General features: G+C 34.2%; 14 protein-coding genes and 1 tRNA gene. 1 reads left to right on the forward strand and 14 read right to left on the reverse strand.

Translation table 11 applies throughout. The annotated features are described in order from the left end of the window. Positions 1-163 precede the first annotated feature (163 nt). Positions 164-688 carry a GNAT family N-acetyltransferase gene (locus tag RM549_RS14820; RefSeq protein WP_432264718.1) on the forward strand — a complete coding sequence of 175 codons (525 nt, stop codon included), beginning with the start codon at positions 164-166 and terminating at the stop codon, positions 686-688. A gap of 116 nt (positions 689-804) precedes the next feature. On the opposite strand, the gene RM549_RS14825 is transcribed toward RM549_RS14820, so the two are convergent. From RM549_RS14825 to tpiA, 14 genes are all read right to left on the reverse strand, one after another. Continuing rightward, on the reverse strand, positions 805-1,932 hold the full coding sequence (locus RM549_RS14825; RefSeq protein ID WP_311686205.1) for an endonuclease/exonuclease/phosphatase family protein: 1,128 nt from the start codon (positions 1,930-1,932) through the stop codon (positions 805-807). A gap of 269 nt (positions 1,933-2,201) precedes the next feature. Continuing rightward, positions 2,202-2,858 (reverse strand): ATPase, encoded by a 657-nt coding sequence (locus RM549_RS14830; protein WP_093302874.1) that lies wholly within the window; start codon positions 2,856-2,858, stop codon positions 2,202-2,204. Then, on the reverse strand, positions 2,842-3,396 hold the full coding sequence (locus RM549_RS14835; RefSeq protein WP_311686207.1) for a hypothetical protein: 555 nt from the start codon (positions 3,394-3,396) through the stop codon (positions 2,842-2,844). The genes RM549_RS14830 and RM549_RS14835 overlap by 17 nt, the downstream gene beginning before the upstream one ends. Positions 3,397-3,551: 155 nt before the next feature. Further along, complete coding sequence (locus tag RM549_RS14840; RefSeq protein WP_075327802.1) at positions 3,552-3,830, reverse strand: MerR family transcriptional regulator; 279 nt, start codon at positions 3,828-3,830, stop codon at positions 3,552-3,554. A gap of 263 nt (positions 3,831-4,093) precedes the next feature. Beyond that, positions 4,094-4,915 (reverse strand): RteC domain-containing protein, encoded by an 822-nt coding sequence (locus tag RM549_RS14845; RefSeq protein ID WP_311686210.1) that lies wholly within the window; start codon positions 4,913-4,915, stop codon positions 4,094-4,096. A 269-nt stretch (positions 4,916-5,184) separates the two neighbouring features. Then, positions 5,185-7,347, reverse strand: coding sequence for a prolyl oligopeptidase family serine peptidase (locus tag RM549_RS14850; RefSeq protein ID WP_311686212.1), 2,163 nt, complete (start codon positions 7,345-7,347; stop codon positions 5,185-5,187). A 269-nt stretch (positions 7,348-7,616) separates the two neighbouring features. Next, entirely contained in the window at positions 7,617-9,338 is a 1,722-nt protein-coding gene (locus tag RM549_RS14855) for a helix-turn-helix domain-containing protein (protein WP_311686214.1), read from the reverse strand. 12 nt (positions 9,339-9,350) lie between these two features. Beyond that, complete coding sequence (locus tag RM549_RS14860; RefSeq protein ID WP_311686217.1) at positions 9,351-10,637, reverse strand: HlyD family efflux transporter periplasmic adaptor subunit; 1,287 nt, start codon at positions 10,635-10,637, stop codon at positions 9,351-9,353. Between the two features lie 4 nt (positions 10,638-10,641). Then, complete coding sequence (locus RM549_RS14865) at positions 10,642-12,828, reverse strand: peptidase domain-containing ABC transporter (RefSeq protein WP_311686219.1); 2,187 nt, start codon at positions 12,826-12,828, stop codon at positions 10,642-10,644. 315 nt (positions 12,829-13,143) lie between these two features. Continuing rightward, positions 13,144-14,409, reverse strand: a complete 1,266-nt coding sequence (locus tag RM549_RS14870) for a site-specific integrase (protein WP_311686221.1) — start codon at positions 14,407-14,409, stop codon at positions 13,144-13,146. A gap of 230 nt (positions 14,410-14,639) precedes the next feature. Then, positions 14,640-14,713 (reverse strand) — tRNA-Arg (locus RM549_RS14875). Between the two features lie 64 nt (positions 14,714-14,777). Next, the gene (locus RM549_RS14880) at positions 14,778-15,053 is read right to left on the reverse strand and encodes an ATP-dependent Clp protease adaptor ClpS (protein ID WP_311686223.1); all 276 of its coding nucleotides are present in this window, start codon (positions 15,051-15,053) and stop codon (positions 14,778-14,780) included. 53 nt (positions 15,054-15,106) lie between these two features. Further along, positions 15,107-15,949 (reverse strand): 50S ribosomal protein L11 methyltransferase, encoded by an 843-nt coding sequence (gene prmA / locus RM549_RS14885; protein ID WP_311686225.1) that lies wholly within the window; start codon positions 15,947-15,949, stop codon positions 15,107-15,109. Continuing rightward, a complete protein-coding gene (gene tpiA, locus RM549_RS14890) occupies positions 15,950-16,702 on the reverse strand; it encodes a triose-phosphate isomerase (RefSeq protein ID WP_311686227.1) in 753 nt (250 codons plus the stop codon). It lies immediately after the preceding gene. Positions 16,703-16,775: the final 73 nt, after the last annotated feature.

Here is a 16,775-nt window from a genome sequence, read left to right on the forward strand (position 1 = left end):
AACAAAAACATTACAATTTTAAAAGAGTGTTTTTAAAATTTAATTAAACTCACGAAAAATTTGGGTGTAAGCCTACAACGCCGGGGTAACAACTCTACCACATGGTGATGGGTCCTGTGTTATAAAACAAGTATTTTTGAGAAAATTTATAGTAAGAAGAAAAATGAAAAATATTGAAATTGACAAGGTTACTCTTAAAAATACAGATCAACTGCGGGATATAGGAATAAAAACATTTGAAGATACATTTGGTACTCAAAACTCTTCAGCTTTTATGGCAGAATATTTAAAAAAAAGTTTCTCCAAAGAAAAAGTAAGTGGTGAAATATCTGATAAAAATTCAGAAATTTATTTTGCTAAAATTAATAAAAAAATTGTTGGATATCTTAAAGTAAATTTTGATCAATCACAAACAGAATTAAAAGATCGGAATGCTTTAGAAATTGAACGCATCTACGTATTAAAAGAATTTTTAGGTAAAAAGATTGGTCAAGCACTTTATAAAAAAGCAATTGATATCGCTAATCAGAAAAACCTTCATTATGTTTGGTTAGGGGTTTGGGAAGAAAATCAAAGAGCAATTCGATTTTATGAAAAAAACGGATTTCTAAAATTCGATGAACATATTTTTAATTTAGGTGGAGACAAACAAACTGATATTCTTATGAAAAAAGACTTAATTAAGTAATTTTTGATTATGGAAGCAGCTAATCGACTAGGCCACTCCACCATTAGCTAATTCGGAGTACAGCTCTCAAACCACCATACGTACTGATCTTGTATATGGCGGTTCGTAAACAATCCCTACAAACTTAAATCCACCCAAATTGCTGGATGCTCACTGGCCGCGTGAGCTTTACAATGTATACTTGGATATACCCACCACATGGGCCGTTTATCCGGCCAGATGCCTTTACGGTTTAATCCGCTGCTTTTAACTTTATCAAAAAGTTCAGGGGATAAAAGCAGGTAATCTTTTTGCTTGATATTTACTCCCATCCGGTAAGCTCCAAGACTGTAATAGCCAGCATCTTTTCCTTTGTCGAAATCCACATTAAAGGATGGATGCTTGGTGACTAACTTTAAATTGGTTCTTTGCAATAAAGGAGCAAGGGAATTACAATAAGAAATGGTATTGAGCGTACCCATTACTGCAATTTGCTTTTTACCCTCTGCATATAATTTATGATATACTTCAGCAATTTTTTCGGCCTGTGCTTTTCTTTTAGCATCTGAGTGTTCTTTATATTCTGTTTGCTCCTGTAAATGTGTAGCGAGGATCCAAAGAGAATTTCCTCTGGCAGTAAGTATTTCATATTCCATCAGGTCCTTATCAAAACCAATTTCTCCAGGAAAGTTTAAATCATAAACATGGCTTCGAACCGACTTAATCTCGTAACCTTTACGGGTAAGAATACCTATTTCCTGACCGCGTTTGCTATTTCCCTGCATTACGCAAGTTTTTTGGAATGGTTTGCAACCAAACCAGGAAAGAAACTCGTCATTAAATTCTTCAAGTGAGGCACGGTCTTCAATCTCCTGGAGAACTAAAATATCAGGATTCACATCTGCAATTACCCTCGCTTTATTTTCTACCGCTATAGGATCTAGAGGATAATTTTGAAGTGCTATCCAGCCGTTCCAATCTGTAAGTTCAGAGGCTCTTAATTCATTTAAATAATTCTTGCCTTTCAAAAAAAGAAAGCCGGCTTTTCTCCTTAAAACAGCGTAGGGTAACTGATAGCCATTATCCATTCCTACTAAAGGAGCCAATTCTCTGATCCGTTCATTATCTTGACTTGACTTAGTTGGTTTTTCCAACAACTGATCTACCTCCATTTCCCATTCCTCTTTGTTTTTATTGAATGGCTTTTCCAAAAAACTTCTGTCCCTATGGAATAAATTCTGAATATTAAAAGTTACTATTTTCATTTTTTCCAAATACTTTGTTATTCAGAAAATTATAATTAAATCACTTGAATTCCACCAGGTTACATCATTTTGTGAATAAAATTAAATTTGTACTTATTTGAGCTATTTTGATCTCAAATGAGATAAAATTTTATGAAATTCTCGAATTGAGTTGTTAATAAGTTTTAGGGCAGATGGAAAGTTGAAGGTTAAAAACGTCAGATTTGTGATTTTGAAGTTGTAAAATTGAGTATTTGAATACTTAGGCAAAAGTATAATTAAGATTTTTTCTATTTCCTCTTATCAATAGTTTTTTCATCAAATGAGATCAGGTTAAAAAGTTCGCGCATTCTACTCCTAACCCTCGAGCCATAGCGTTCTTCAAGTTCACCGGCATTTAAATTTGTTGTAGCGTGGGTTCTAACTTTATGATTCAAAAACAATTCATAACGGGAAAGGAGAATTTCGCCCATAACATTGCAATCTTTTCCGTAAAACCTGCCTTCTGGCTCAACCCCTAGATCATCAAAACATAGATAGCTGCTGTTCCCATAATCCTCAATTGTTTTATAGCCAAGATGATGAAAGGCAAAAGCGATATTTCTGCAGGGAATTACCTGATATTCTTTTTGGTGCGGTACCAGGTAGCGTAATAATTTTAGAAAACTTGTTTTTCCACAACCTACCGGACCTGTTAATAAAATTCCTTTGGCAGGATCGAGTTCAAATTTTTGACATTTTTCCTTATCTGCGATGATGTAATTGCAAAGCTTGAAAAGTAATTTTTCATCTTTTTTATACAGGTGAAAATCTTTACCAAAAAGGATTTTTCCTTTTATTTGCAGGTATTCGAGCATAAGAGGAAAATCATACAAAACTTCTTTTCCCTTAAATCTCCCGATCTTGTACACCACGCCGCCTTCAATTATTTCACAAGGGTTCTCCATAGTTTTTATTTTTTTTTATTTTTAAATGATCTGGATTTTTTGATTTTATATTCTGCTGGATCTCCTCGGCTTTTTTGATCCAACGCTTAGCTAAAGCCTGCCAGTTTACAACCTGAGTATTTCTATTAATTTTCCAACCAACAGCCTCATAGTGGAGATAGAACTTAGAAGCTTCATTATCTGGCCAACCATTCTTTTTAAAAAAATTCAAAACTTCTAATTCACTTTTTGGCCAATAAGTTTTATTCTGTTTAATATGTTTAATATTGTTTATTTCATATACCGGAGCTATTTCGCTACTCTTTCCGGACTCTTCTGCAACCTGTTCTAAAAAAGTCTCAAACTTATCCAGGTCATTTACACTACAAATTGAATGCTCATATTCTGCTTGTTCATCACTAGTCCAAAAAATGGATATCTTAACCTGGCTACCTTTTAAGGGGTTTTTAGAAGGCATATACAAAATGTAATTCCAATCACTTAGTTCTCTAATGCATTTATGGTAGGTTGAAAGTGAACCAACCTTTGAAGCTTCCATAATTTCCTGCCTTTGTATATAGAATTGCTTACAGAACCTAAATACGTTCCAATAATGGAATAAAGCATAATAAATACTCACGTGTGAAGGATTGAGCCGGCTATCCTCATTGAAGCGATAAAAAATCGCGGTAAGGTGTTTTATGTAATTCATAATTAATCACTATTATCTACCCTAAATTCATCCATAACTCGTTGTATATCTTCCCATTCATAGAAAATCGTACCTCCTATTTTTGTGTAAGGCAGATTCCCGTTAATTCGTATATTCTGTAAAGTTCCCCAACTAATATTAAGTAGTTTTCTCACTTCCCCTGATTTCACGTACCTTTTATGTTTTCCTTTAGACTGCTCATTAAAAAGTCTTTTAAGCTCATCGAATAACTCCAGCTTAAAAATCATTAGATCATCAGTAGTAATTATTTCTTTTGCCATTTTTAAAAAGTTTTAGTTTAAAATCCCACCGATGGTTATACTTTTTTACACGGCGGGATTTTGTTGATTTGACTTCTAGGCAAATTTGAGTAGCTTTAGGAAATTAATTTCACTATGTCTACCGGACTACGAGATAATTTAACACTTCCTGTAAATAGTAATATTTGGGAGCTTTACCGCGGAAAATAAATGGCAATAAATTAAAAAAGTAACTAAATATTGACAGAAAAATAGTTTTCGGAGTTACGTTCACCTACCGAAAATTATAGCTCATTTTCACGGTTCATTTTTTGTTCAAAATTCCAGGTGATTTCGTCCAAAAATTTGGTGATTCTACCTTTCCTACCCTTAATTTCAGAAAGCTTCTTATAGCAATTGCCCAACTTTTGATTAAAAATCACTTCAAAAAGGGAAACGATATCAATAATATTTGCAGAACCATTATTAATAGCTCCTGAGAAATGTAATGCATAAATGAGCTCAATAAGGTCCACTTTGGAGGCCGTCCAATGTAGATCGTGTTTATTGATATATTCAATTTGTGGGTGATCTAATAATTCCATTTGTCTCTGTAGAAACGGAAGCAGTCTTTTGTAGGCTCTTAAATAAGCTAAAAGAATATCGTGAGAAGTATTGAATTCAGGATCCCAATATAGCGAAGTATCATAGTGTGACACTTCATTTTGAAATTTCCGGGTAAAATAAAATTTATCCATACTGGTTTGTTCCAGATCAATATATAGCTGAAATTTCCTGTTACGTTGAAAAAACTTATTAATCTTTTTAATCTTCCTGGATAAATATTTCCTTTTGTATTTAACCGATGAAGTTGATTCAAGTTCAATCGTTCGAAGGCTTGTATAGTAAATAAGCTGACTAAGAGGAATTTGCTTTTCCTCCTTAAAAAACTTAATTTCATCAGAAGATGAATTAAATTTGAAGTTTCTAATATTCTTTCGGTAGTTTTCAAGAACTTCTCGGCAGTATTTTATAACCCTATTGAATGCATTTAGTCTAGAGGGTGAAGATTCCTCTATTTTTGAAATTTCTTTCAAAAGTTCTTCCGATGTTATTAGAAAATTCACCTCTTATGTTATAAACCATTCATTAAATTTCAGGCAAAAGAGGTTAGGATAAAAATTGGAAGGATTTCGGTTTATAAATCAAAATACTACATTTATAAACCAATATTATTAAGAAGTGCTTGCTGAATTATTCCTTTTATTAATAAATAAGTTCATTTATAAATGAATATAAATTTTTAAGCTATCGAACATAGCGAACAAAAATATTTGGAAGATGGGAAAGTGTGAAGCCAGATTGATCATGGCTATTAAAAGGATTGGGGAGTTGCTTAGTGATACTGTCTCATGTTACTCCTGGCAAAACTAAAAATTTTACTATAAAGCATCACGGTCTCATCGTTACCCTGGCCTTCGTGACCATAGCGGTAATCAATATCCATTAAAATGGGTGTTTCTTCCCCTGAAATGCTTTGTAATTTAGCTATATACTTACCGCTATCCCACAAAGGAATTCGGTCATCTTGAGATGCTGGCAGTATTAAAGTCGGTGGATATTTATTCTCCGAATTCAGATTGAAGTAGGGATCCATTTTAACCAGGCCTGCAAACTCCAGGCTGTCCTTTACAGTTCCATATTCCAAATAACTTGTACTACTGGCCGTAGCAGATGATTCCAGACCTAAAGGATTTAATCTAGGCACTTCAGCTATGTATGAAGAAAAAAGATCTGGACGTTCATTTACGGCCATACCTGCAGTAATTCCACCTGCACTGTATGTATATAATGAAATTAATCCTCTTTTGGTAAAACCTTTATCGATTAGTGCTTCAGTACAAGAAATAAGATCTCTCCAAGAATTATGCTTTAATGTTTTCTGACCCTGAATATGCCATTCTTTTCCCTTTTCTCCACCTCCTCTTACGTGAGGAAAAGCAAGAATACCTCCCTGAGCTGCCCAGTCCAAAATAATAGGATAGAAAAATGGACTTAAACTTTCTCCATAAGCTCCATAAACATAGATAAATACCTCATTCTGTGAATTTAGCAAGTTGGGGTCATAAATTAAAGATAATGGCACCTCTACCCCATCATGACCTTCAACCATTATTTGCTCTGCAATAAGATTTTCAAATTCAGGATAGAAGGTTTCTGTTTTCAATCCTTCTTTCTGTAAATTTTTATCTTCTGCAATAATGAACCTGGTATGGTTTGATATCCATCCATCTAATTCTATTCCAATATGATTAGTTTTTACTGATCCCCCAAAAAATGTGACATACCCCGGTACAAAAGGTGTTTTTAATTTGGTTATATTCTTTTCCTTATCAATTTCCCAGAGACTAACTTCAACACCTAACTTAGATTTTGAGTAATATATATGATCCTTAGTAACATTAAATTGGGTAATTGGATTTTCTTTAGTTCCTTCGGCAAGTACCTCTGGATTATTAAAATTGGGAGAATGGAATTGGATACGGCTTATTTGATTTCCGGTGTTATTTCCCTGCCGGAAAATAAATTCCTCACCCCTAACTTCTCCCTCAGTGGTATACACTTTCTGCTCTACATTAAAAAAAGGAATCCAATTAGCATTTCCTGATACTATATCTGAAACTTTAGCAAAATATGCGTCATAGTAATCATTGGAAGTAGCAGAATATCCAATGATATATTTATCCTGACTGGAACCAATTTTTACTTTTGGATAAAAATCTGCAGGGATATTAACTGTGTTACTATTCCCAAAAACTTTCATCTTTTTAGCAGGTATATTCCCTAATGTATGAAGAACAGAATAAGAATTCTTTTTATAGTCCGGTTTATTTTGATCTACTACTGGAAAATAGAGATAAATAAAACCCGAGCTATCAGGCAACCATTCAATCCCCCCAAATGATGGATTAATATTGGTGATCACTTCACTATAAAACTTCTTGTTTTTTACATCAAATATTCTAACTCGAGATGAAAAATTTTCATCGGATTGATATCCAATGGCAATTTTATCTCCATCGAATGAGGGTTCTAGATAAGTCACCTCTGTTATATCATCATAATTTCCAGGATCAAAAAGTTCCACCTCATCTGCTGAGAGATTTTTTTTAAAATATAATTTATCTGTACCAGATATATGATCATATTTTATGTAAAAATAGTTTCTCTCTTCATTCACTTTAATCATACTGATTGTTCCGTTCTCACGATTCTGATATTCTTCAAATTTTTCCTGATAATCTTGCAAAAGATCATTTTTAGAAAAATACTCTTCCGCTAGAGAGTCCTGGGCTTTTAACCATTGGTCTATTTTTGGGTCTTCAAGATTATTCAAGTTGGAATAGTCATCTGAAAGTGAAAAACCAAATTCATTTATGATCCTCACTTGCTTAGAAAGAGATGGGTAATAAGAATGAGTAAAGTTCTGTTGACCAAAAGAAATGGTTAATGATACTAAGCTCAAACATAGGATTAGGAGGTGATCTTTGTTTTTCATTACTCTAAATTTTGAAAAGCCCGGAACAGTCCGGGCTCATTTTAATTAAAACAGATAGTTTCTACTTACCCGGCTTAGGCCGTCTCACCTTGTCGCGATCAATTACAGGGTTTCCCCCTCCTTTAATTTTTTCTAAATTCTTTAAAGCTCTTCCCTGGTAATCTTTTAATGTTTTTTTCATGATTGAAAATTTTAATGGTTAATAAATATTTGTTTGCTACTAAATAACTACATCAGACAACAATTAGCAACATAGACATACCTTCCATTTATAAATGACCGTCCACTTTTCGTAAGTTCAACTCCTTTATGAATTTTGAAGGATATATACCGGTGTTCTTGTAAAAAGCTTTAGAAAAAGATTCACTTGTTTTAAATCCAAACACTTCAGCTAATCCCTGATTACTAAATCTCAAAAGGCTATGATCATTATTTAACATCCGGACGGCTTTTGCTATCCGAATATCTTTAAGATAATTAGGAAATGTTTTGCCTTTATATGAATTGATAATAACAGAAAGGTAAGAAGTATTTGTTTCCAGTTCCTGCGCTAACTTAGACATATCTAATTCCTTATCTAAAAACCTTTCCGAGTTTTCGAATTTTTCCAGTTTATTTAAAATATCTTTTTTAATATCTTCAGGTACAGAACTTGCATGGTTACCAACTGGTTGATCACTTATTATTTTTTTTCTTACTATCCCTTCTTCGAGTAAAACTTTCAACTTTCTTTGTATACGGATTGATCTCACGAAGAAGAATATTCCAGTAAAGCTTCCTAAACCGGCCAATAATCCAACTCCGGTTATAATTGTTCTTTTATTTTCAAGCTGTGCTTCTGCCTCTCGTTTTTGATGTTTTAAGTAAGGTATATCATAAGAAGCCATAGCTGCATTTATAACATTTTCCTGCTTTGTCGAGTGTAAACTATCGTAGGCAATTAATTTCCCGATATATTCTATCTGCCCATGTTTATCATCTTTGTCTATTGAGTTAAGAATTAGTTCATGATAAACATCTTTAACCTCGGGAAAAGGATCTCCCGTTGCGGTAACTATGGAATCAATTTCTTTAAAATATTTGATGGAAAGATTTTTATTATTCAGTTTATCCTCAATTTTACCTAGATAATATAATTTTATTGCTTTGCTGGTTCCATCCAGAGAGCCATTATATTTAAGGAGGGTATCCCTTGCTTTATCATAAGAACTATCATAATAATTAATTTGTGCATCTAAAAGAATAAAATCCTGAAAATTAGAATCATCCCTTAACTTTGAGGTTAATTTAATACCCTGATTAGCATAGAACCTAGCTGAATCTATTGACTGCAATCGAAGATGTGTTAGGGTGAGATTAAACAGCAATAAGGTGTAATCATCGTAATGTTGCGTCTCAAAATTCTCTTCGTTCTTCAATAATTTTAAATATTTATTGTAAAGTTCAACCGCGGCGTAATGTTGTCCGTACAGATTTCTAATTGCGGCTATTGCAAGAGCAAATTCCCTTTGCTGATCAACATTTTCTTTTGTTAAAGCGAGATTATATGCCTTTAGGTAATTGGTAAGTGCAACCTGAAAATTTCCCGATTCGTAATGGAGATGTCCTTTAATAGCATACCCAATCGCAGGATAATTGGGATGAGTACTCTCTTTAGTAATCTTAATTATAGAATCTGCATATACCAATGCAGGACTAGTTTTTTCTAAAGTTGTTTTATAATAATAAGCTCTGGCTTTTTCAATATTATTCTTCTCTAATGAAGCTTTTCGCAAGTGAATCTTGATCAATAATCCCAGAGCAGCAGTGTCTTTATCTATCAATGCCTCATATTCCAGATCTTGAATTTCTTCATAGGATAATTTGGTTGTCACGTTTTCAAGTCTCTTTGAAGGGATATCCTGAGAATAACCAATAAATGATATAGTACCACTTAACACAAACATTAAATAGAAGAAGATTGATTTATATGTTGTCGGGATTTGTGCCATACTTAAATAGAATTAGGTTGTCCAAAGCTGACGAAACTGGTAAAAAATGCGCTTAAGTAAAGTGACTTCTTCAAGCACTATTTCTGCGGTTCCTATTAATTCTTGATGGAGAATTAGCTCCTTTCCATAGGAAGTCACTAAACTATCTACATCTAAATAAACAATATATGCTGGCACTTCCGCTCTGCTGGGAACCTCTGAGATCGACTTAACGCTAGCTTTTATCATTCCCCATTCCCTGTATGGATAATTGTCAAGCTTTAAATAAACCTTCTGACCCTTATTTATCTGACCTGAATTTTGGACAGGAACGATACATTTACCTAGCAGATCTTTTCTCATAAAAGGAACAATGGTAAACACTACATCGCCTTCTTCAACATTCTGATGTACTCCCCAAACCTGATTATAAGAAAGCCTACCTGCAACGGGACTTTTTATAATATTTTTATCCTCCCACTCTGAAATCTCATTAAGAAGATTTTGCTTTGCAAAAACCAATTCCGCCTCCTGAAGGCTTAATTTTCTTTCTTCAGAAGATCTTAATATTTCAAGATCGCTTTTCGCCCTGCTCTTGTCGGCCTGTAACTGAATCATCTGCTGTTTCAGTAAAGAGTATTGTCGATTCTTCTCGGTAAATTCCAACTCAACCTTTTCCAAATCAAATTTTGAGATCACTCCTTTTTCAAATAATTGTCGATGGCGATTTATATTTTCAGTTGAAATAGAAAGACTGTTTTCCATCAATTGAAACTCCTCCTCTTTAGAATTTAAAATTGATCTCTGGTTATTAATATTTTGGAGTAAGCCTTGCTCCATTATTTGTTTATGACCAAGTGTATTTTCTAAAATAAGGTTGTGATATTCTTCTAAAAACCTATTGTATGCTGCCTGTAAGGAAGTTCCCAGACTTAAGTTTACCGGAAATTCGGTTAATAATGCTTCCAGTGATAATACCTTTAGAAAATCCTTCCCTAATCTTTCTTTTAGGAAAGTTATATCTTTTTGGCTTGCAGGATTATCAAGTACTGCAACAATATCTCCTGCTACTATTGAGTCTCCGGGTTTATAATAAATAGCAGAAAGCTTTCCGTCTCTTTTCACTTTAATTTCAACTGGAGGGTTCTTTGAAGTAAGAGTTACAGATCCTTTTACAACCTGATTAAAAGAAATAATGCCGGCCAGAATTAACACTAGAAAGAAGAATCCAAACATATAGGCCGTACCTCGGCGTAGTAAATAACCGGGTTCAATATTCAATGGGTTACTCCCGCTGCTATTATATTTCCTATTTTCCACCTTCTCAAATCTTTAGTTGATATTTAATCAGGTTATGGTAAACACCTTTATTTTGAATTAAATCCTGGTGATTCCCCCGTTCTACAATCTCACCCTTGTTCATAACCAGTATTTGATCAGCAGTCAAGACTGTAGATAGCCTATGGGCAATAATCACCACAGTTCTATTTTTATAGAAGGAAATTAAATTGTCAGTAATGAATTTTTCGTTTTCTGAATCTAAAGAGCTGGTAGCCTCGTCAAGAAATAAATAATCTGGATCTTTATAGATTGCCCTCGCAAGTAAAATTCTTTGTCTCTCTCCACCACTAAGGAGCTGTCCATTTTCCCCAATCTTAGTTTGATACCCAAGGGGAAGCTTCTCAATGAATTCATTTAGATTAACCATTTCCACAGCTTTTCGTAACGAGCTTCGATCCACAGGAATATCCGGTTGTGATTCTGTGATATTCCTCTCAATAGTATCGTTAAAAAGACAGCCGTCCTGCATTACAACTCCACATCTACTTCTCCAAAGGGATGTATTAATATCTCTAAGATCATCATCCCCAACTTTTAAATTACCCTTCCAGGGTATATAAAATTTCAGAAGCAGTTTTAACAAAGTTGTCTTTCCTGAACCGCTTGAACCAACAATTGCAGTAATCTTCCCCTTAGGGATAGTAATATTCAGTTCATTTAGCAATGGAGGTAAGGAAGGGTTTCCATATCCGAAACTTAGATTCCTTATGTTAAGATCTCCAGTGGGTAGGTTATTCTCATAGCCCCTTCTGTTATCTTCAGGTTTTTGATTATGGACTTCAGACAACCTGTCAAAAGAGAGTCTGGCGCTCTGATAATCTGTAAGAAAATTGATGATATTTGAAATAGGTAAGGATAATGAGCCGATAATAAATTGGATAGCCAGCATAGCCCCCAATGTAATTTGCCCTGTGATTACAGCCTTTGCAGACCAGAAGATTATTAAAATATTGGTTAATTCATTAAGGAATAAACCTCCTTTAATTTGAGCCTGTCCTACGCTTAAAATCTTTGACTTTATCCTGAAAAGACCATTTTGATTAACTTCCCACTCCCCTTTTCTCCTGTTTTCTGAATTGTTTAATTTAATTTCTGAAACTGCCAGAATGATCTGCAGAAATAGGGATTGGTCTTTCCTGTTAAGGTCGAAAAGCTGGTTATCCAAAAGTTCCTTCCTTTTCATAAATAATAGTGACCAACCGAAAAATAAACAAGTTCCTGTAAAAAAGATAAGTGCAATATGTGGATGAAAGTAGAACAGCACTATTCCGAATACTAAAATAGAAAAGATATCAAAAGGAATATTTAAACCACGGCCCGTTAGAAATTCATCTATCCTTTGATGATCATAGATTCTTTGCATAAAATCACCGGTGTTTTTTGATTCAAAATATGCTAAAGGAAGGCTTAGTAGTTTCCCCAAAAAATCTGAAAGCATTTGAATATTTATACGTGTACTTATATACAATAAAATCCAGTCTCTAATCACTTCTGATGCAGAACGCGTAAGAAACAAAAAGAACTGCGCTAATAATATAAGGTTGATAAAACCAAAGTCTTCATAATTAATTCCATAGTCCACCAGGCTTTGGGTAAGGAAAGGAAGCATTAACTGAATAGTGGCAGCAATTATTAAACCCAGGCATAACTGGTTTATATATCTTTTGTAAGGTTTTAGGTAATCAAGCAGGAATCCCAGACTACTTTTCTTATCCATTTCTGGAGGTTCTTCGTCCAGGAAGTGATCAGTGGGCTCTACAAGAAGAAGAACACCCTGTTTTTTCTCTGCTTCTGCCCATTTACTGATGAATTCACTGTGGCGGTATTTCAACTTGCCGTAGGCCGGGTCTGATACATAAATGAACTTGTGGTTAGCCTTATAAATAATTATAAAATGATTCCCTTCCCAATGTGCAATAGCGGGAAGAGGTACTTCCGAAATTAATTCCAGAAAACTTACTTTGATCCCAACAGATTCTATCCCTAATTTACTTAATGCTTCGGAAAGCCCTCCCAAAGAAGCACCATCCCTTTGCAGAAAGGAAATTTGTCTTAAATATTCCAGATCATATTTTTTTCCGAAGAATTCAGTGAGCATCTTGATGCAAGAGGGTCCACAATCCATCTGATCCAATTGGCGATATACAGGAAAATCGGCAGTCCTAAACATAACAAATGAAACTATTTACAGTTAAATTTAATTTGGAATTGAATAGATTCCATCTCAAATAATCGCTGATTTATAAATCACGTTCTTTTGGAATAGAAATAGGGGAATATCTTTTCCTATAATGTTGCTTATTATAAGATTTGTTTAATCGAGGGTATCTTTAAGCCTTCCAATCGATTGGGCAGTAGAAAATTAAGAAATAAAATAATATGTATGAGATATATTTTTATACTAAAATAAAAATTTTAAAAAATCACTAAATGATAAAAAAAGGAGGCAAAACTATAAACGATATTGCCCCCTTATATTTGCTCTTCAAGATGCAACATTTGAATTTTGAGTGGAATCTTCAACTTTCTTCTGTTTCAGAATTCCACGTAAAGCATTCATATCCTGACTAATCTTGTTTTCTAAAACTCTAGCATAAATTTGAGTTGTAGAAATTTTGGTATGTCCTAAGAGTTTAGAAACTGTTTCTATTGGTACACCATTACTTAAAGTAACCGTAGTTGCAAAGGTATGTCTAGCCATATGAAAGGTCAAATTCTTCTTTATTCCGCATAGAACAGCAACTTCTTTTAAGTAAACGTTTAATTTCTCATTAGTGATTTTAGGTAATAAGGTTCCTGAGACTAAGGTCATAGGATGATCTTCGTATTTCTTTATCAATTCTAAAACAGGATCTAATAAGGGTACTTTAATTGGTGTATTGGTTTTTTGCCTTTTTGAAATAATCCATTTATCCCCGTCAATTCCCATCGAAATATTATTTGCAGTAAGTTTTTTAATATCCACATAGCTGATACCAGTGTAAGAACTAAAAACAAACAAATCCCGAACGCGATCAAGCCTTTCTACTGGGAACTCATAAGTTTCTAAATTTGACAACTCGCCAACTGATAAAAATTCTCGATCTTTTTTCTCAAAAGTATTTTTCCATCGTCTAAAAGGGTCTTTATCTATCCATTCCATATTAAAGGCTAGTGTAACCATTTTCCGCAAACGCTGAATATGCTTCATAATAGTATTATGCCCCATAGCTTTTGGATGCCCTTTCGGATAGTATGAACTCAGAAAATCCTGGAAATCGCAGAGAAACTTATAATTCAATTCTCTTATATAAACATCAGTTGTCTTTTTTTCTGTCTTTAAAAATTTAAAAATATAACCTTCAGTTATTTTGAAGTTTTTAATAGTTCCTGGAGTTAAGGTGTGTTCAATTTTTCTGGAATGATAATCTATAAGATCCTGAAGTGATTTAGAGTTCTCATCCTCTCCTAGGTAAGTAGCTTTTATTAGCTGGGCAGTAATTTTCTTACCTTTAAACAGAAGCTCTTGATAACACTGGAAAAGTCTAGCCTGGACCTTATCTAAATAATGATTTAATTGTTTTGTTTCTGCAGAAGTTCCGCGTGCTCTTTTCTTTGCAGAGTCCCAACATTTTAAAGGGATTTTTCTTTTTAAACTGATTGTGGATCTTCTTTGGTTTACCGTAATTCTAACATAGATAGTTACCAAATCGCCGGAAATCTTTTTGGGATTAACCAAAAATAAAATTGAAAATGTGTTTGAAGTACTCATAGTTGTCATCTTTTAATTAAACAATTATTAATTAGATGAAGTCAAATCAACTATAAAGCTCAAATCAAATTAATTTCGAAAGACACCTTAGGTGTCTTTTGAAAATTTAGGTGTCCTGTGGTTATCTTTCCATTTCTAATTTAATCAAATTAAATGAAAACCAAAAACCTAAAAAACCGCACGAATCATAAGATTTGCGCGGTTTTGATAAGATTTGTTAATCTTAGAAGTGACCTTGCCAGGATTCAAACCTGGAACCTCCTGAGCCGTAATCAGGTGCGCTATTCAGTTGCGCCACAAGGCCTTTTTGCGGGTGCAAATATATAGTTTATTTTAATTTCTGAAAAGAATAGATGACATTTTTTAGATCAAACTATTTCCGCGCTTAAACCGGCATCTAAAATTTTAGAACATCTTGGCTCCAGATCTTCATAAGACCCCGTTTTTACAGTACATTTTCCTTTATAGTGAACCAATAGAGAGCACTGCTCTGCCTGCTCCGGGGTATGATCGCAGGTATAGATCAACGTTTCAATCACGTGATCAAAAGTATTATAATCATCGTTATAAAGTACAATCTCGTTCTCCTTGTGCGTCTTTGTTTTTGTACTTCTCTTTTCTAAAACTTCTTCTTGCGTGCTCATCTTCAATCTGTTATTATATACAAAGATTTAAGTTGCAAATATACAAATTCCACCTAAAAATCTAGCAGTAAAAACTTTACAGCCACCCAATTATTTCTTTCCACATGATTCATATAACTTAAACCCAGATCCATACAAGCTTTCTCAATTACTTTAAGATCTTCTGTATAAAAGCCACTTAAATAAATTTCTCCATCGCGATTAAGCGTTTTAACATAGACGGGCAAATCTTCTAAAAGTATATTTCTGTTTATATTGGCGAGAATGCGGTCGTACTTTTTCCCTTCCAACAGCTCCGCCCCGCCTTCCTCAACATTAATATGCTCACAATCGTTACGCTGAATGTTTTCCAGCGTATTCAGGTAACACCAATTATCAATATCTATAGCATCTACTTTATCCGCTCCTTTCATTGCCGCTAAAATGGCCAGTACACCTGTACCGCAGCCCATATCAAGAACAGATTTATTCTTCCATTCATTTTCCAGAATGAGCTTTATCATCATATGAGTAGTAGCGTGATGCCCTGTACCAAACGACATTTTCGGCTCGATCACAATATCATAATCAGTATCTGGTTTTGAATGGAAGGGTGCCCGTACACTGCAAATATCGCCCACAATTATCGAACTAAAATTCTTTTCCCATTCTTCATTCCAGTTTACCCGCTCAATTTCTTCCCGGGAATATGTAATCTGAAATTCTTCTGACTGTAATATATGTACGCCTGCAAAAAGGTCTTCTTCAAATTCTTCAGCAGGAATATAAGCGGTTATACCATCTTCATTTTCAACAAAACTCTCGAATCCAAGGTAGCCCAGCTCTGCTATCAGAATTTCTGAAGCCGGCTGGACAGGATCTATTTTGAATATGAATTCAAGATAATTTGATGCCATCTAGAATGAATTTACCAGTGCAATAAAATCAGTCGCCTTAAGGCTTGCCCCGCCAATAAGTCCGCCGTCCACATCTTTTTTGGCAAAAATTTCTTTTGCATTATTCGGCTTTACACTTCCACCGTAAAGGATAGAAACGTTCTCTGCAATCTCTTCGTTAAAATTTTCAGCAATATTTTTCCTAATAAAAGCGTGCATTTCCTGTGCCTGTTCCGGAGAAGCAGTCTCTCCCGTACCAATAGCCCAAACCGGTTCATAAGCAAGGATAACCTTACTCCATGCATCTTCAGAAATCTGATAAAGACTTTCTTTTAGCTGCTTCTCTACCACTTCAAAATGCTTATCACTTTTACGATCCTGAAGTTCTTCCCCGAAGCAGAAAATCACTTCCATATCATTTTCTATAGCCGTGTTTACTTTTTCTGCAAGGATATCATTGGTTTCATGAAAATGTGCTCTACGTTCGCTATGTCCTAAAATAACAGTAGTAACACCAATACTTTTAAGCATAGATGCCGAAATTTCTCCTGTAAAAGCACCGCTCTTACTCTGGTGCATGTTTTGAGCCGCAACTTTTATAGGTGTATCTTTTAAAGCTTCAAATGTGCTGTAAAGATTAGTAAAAGAAGGTGCCACCATTACTTCTGCTTCAGGTTTTTTCACCAGTTGCATTTTAATGTGGGAAAGAAGTTCCTGCGTTTCGGCAAGATCATTATTCATTTTCCAGTTTCCTGCTACTATTTGTTTTCTCATAATATTTTGGTTGGATCCATTTCAGGATAAAATTTTACTTAATTTTTCTTCAGTTTTACTGAATTTTACAAAT

This window comes from Autumnicola patrickiae (assembly GCF_031846525.1).
GTDB lineage: Bacteria > Bacteroidota > Bacteroidia > Flavobacteriales > Flavobacteriaceae > Autumnicola > Autumnicola patrickiae.

Coding starts and splice junctions, on each gene's coding strand:
- RM549_RS14880 (WP_311686223.1), bottom strand. CDS start 15,053: ATGAGCACGCAAGAAGAAGTTTTAGAAAAGAGAAGTACAAAAACAAAG.
- tpiA (WP_311686227.1), bottom strand. CDS start 16,702: ATGAGAAAACAAATAGTAGCAGGAAACTGGAAAATGAATAATGATCTT.
- RM549_RS14830 (WP_093302874.1), bottom strand. CDS start 2,858: ATGGAGAACCCTTGTGAAATAATTGAAGGCGGCGTGGTGTACAAGATC.
- RM549_RS14820 (WP_432264718.1), top strand. CDS start 164: ATGAAAAATATTGAAATTGACAAGGTTACTCTTAAAAATACAGATCAA.
- RM549_RS14840 (WP_075327802.1), bottom strand. CDS start 3,830: ATGGCAAAAGAAATAATTACTACTGATGATCTAATGATTTTTAAGCTG.
- RM549_RS14865 (WP_311686219.1), bottom strand. CDS start 12,828: ATGTTTAGGACTGCCGATTTTCCTGTATATCGCCAATTGGATCAGATG.
- RM549_RS14835 (WP_311686207.1), bottom strand. CDS start 3,396: ATGGAAGCTTCAAAGGTTGGTTCACTTTCAACCTACCATAAATGCATT.
- prmA (WP_311686225.1), bottom strand. CDS start 15,949: ATGGCATCAAATTATCTTGAATTCATATTCAAAATAGATCCTGTCCAG.
- RM549_RS14825 (WP_311686205.1), bottom strand. CDS start 1,932: ATGAAAATAGTAACTTTTAATATTCAGAATTTATTCCATAGGGACAGA.
- RM549_RS14870 (WP_311686221.1), bottom strand. CDS start 14,409: ATGAGTACTTCAAACACATTTTCAATTTTATTTTTGGTTAATCCCAAA.
- RM549_RS14850 (WP_311686212.1), bottom strand. CDS start 7,347: ATGAAAAACAAAGATCACCTCCTAATCCTATGTTTGAGCTTAGTATCA.
- RM549_RS14855 (WP_311686214.1), bottom strand. CDS start 9,338: ATGGCACAAATCCCGACAACATATAAATCAATCTTCTTCTATTTAATG.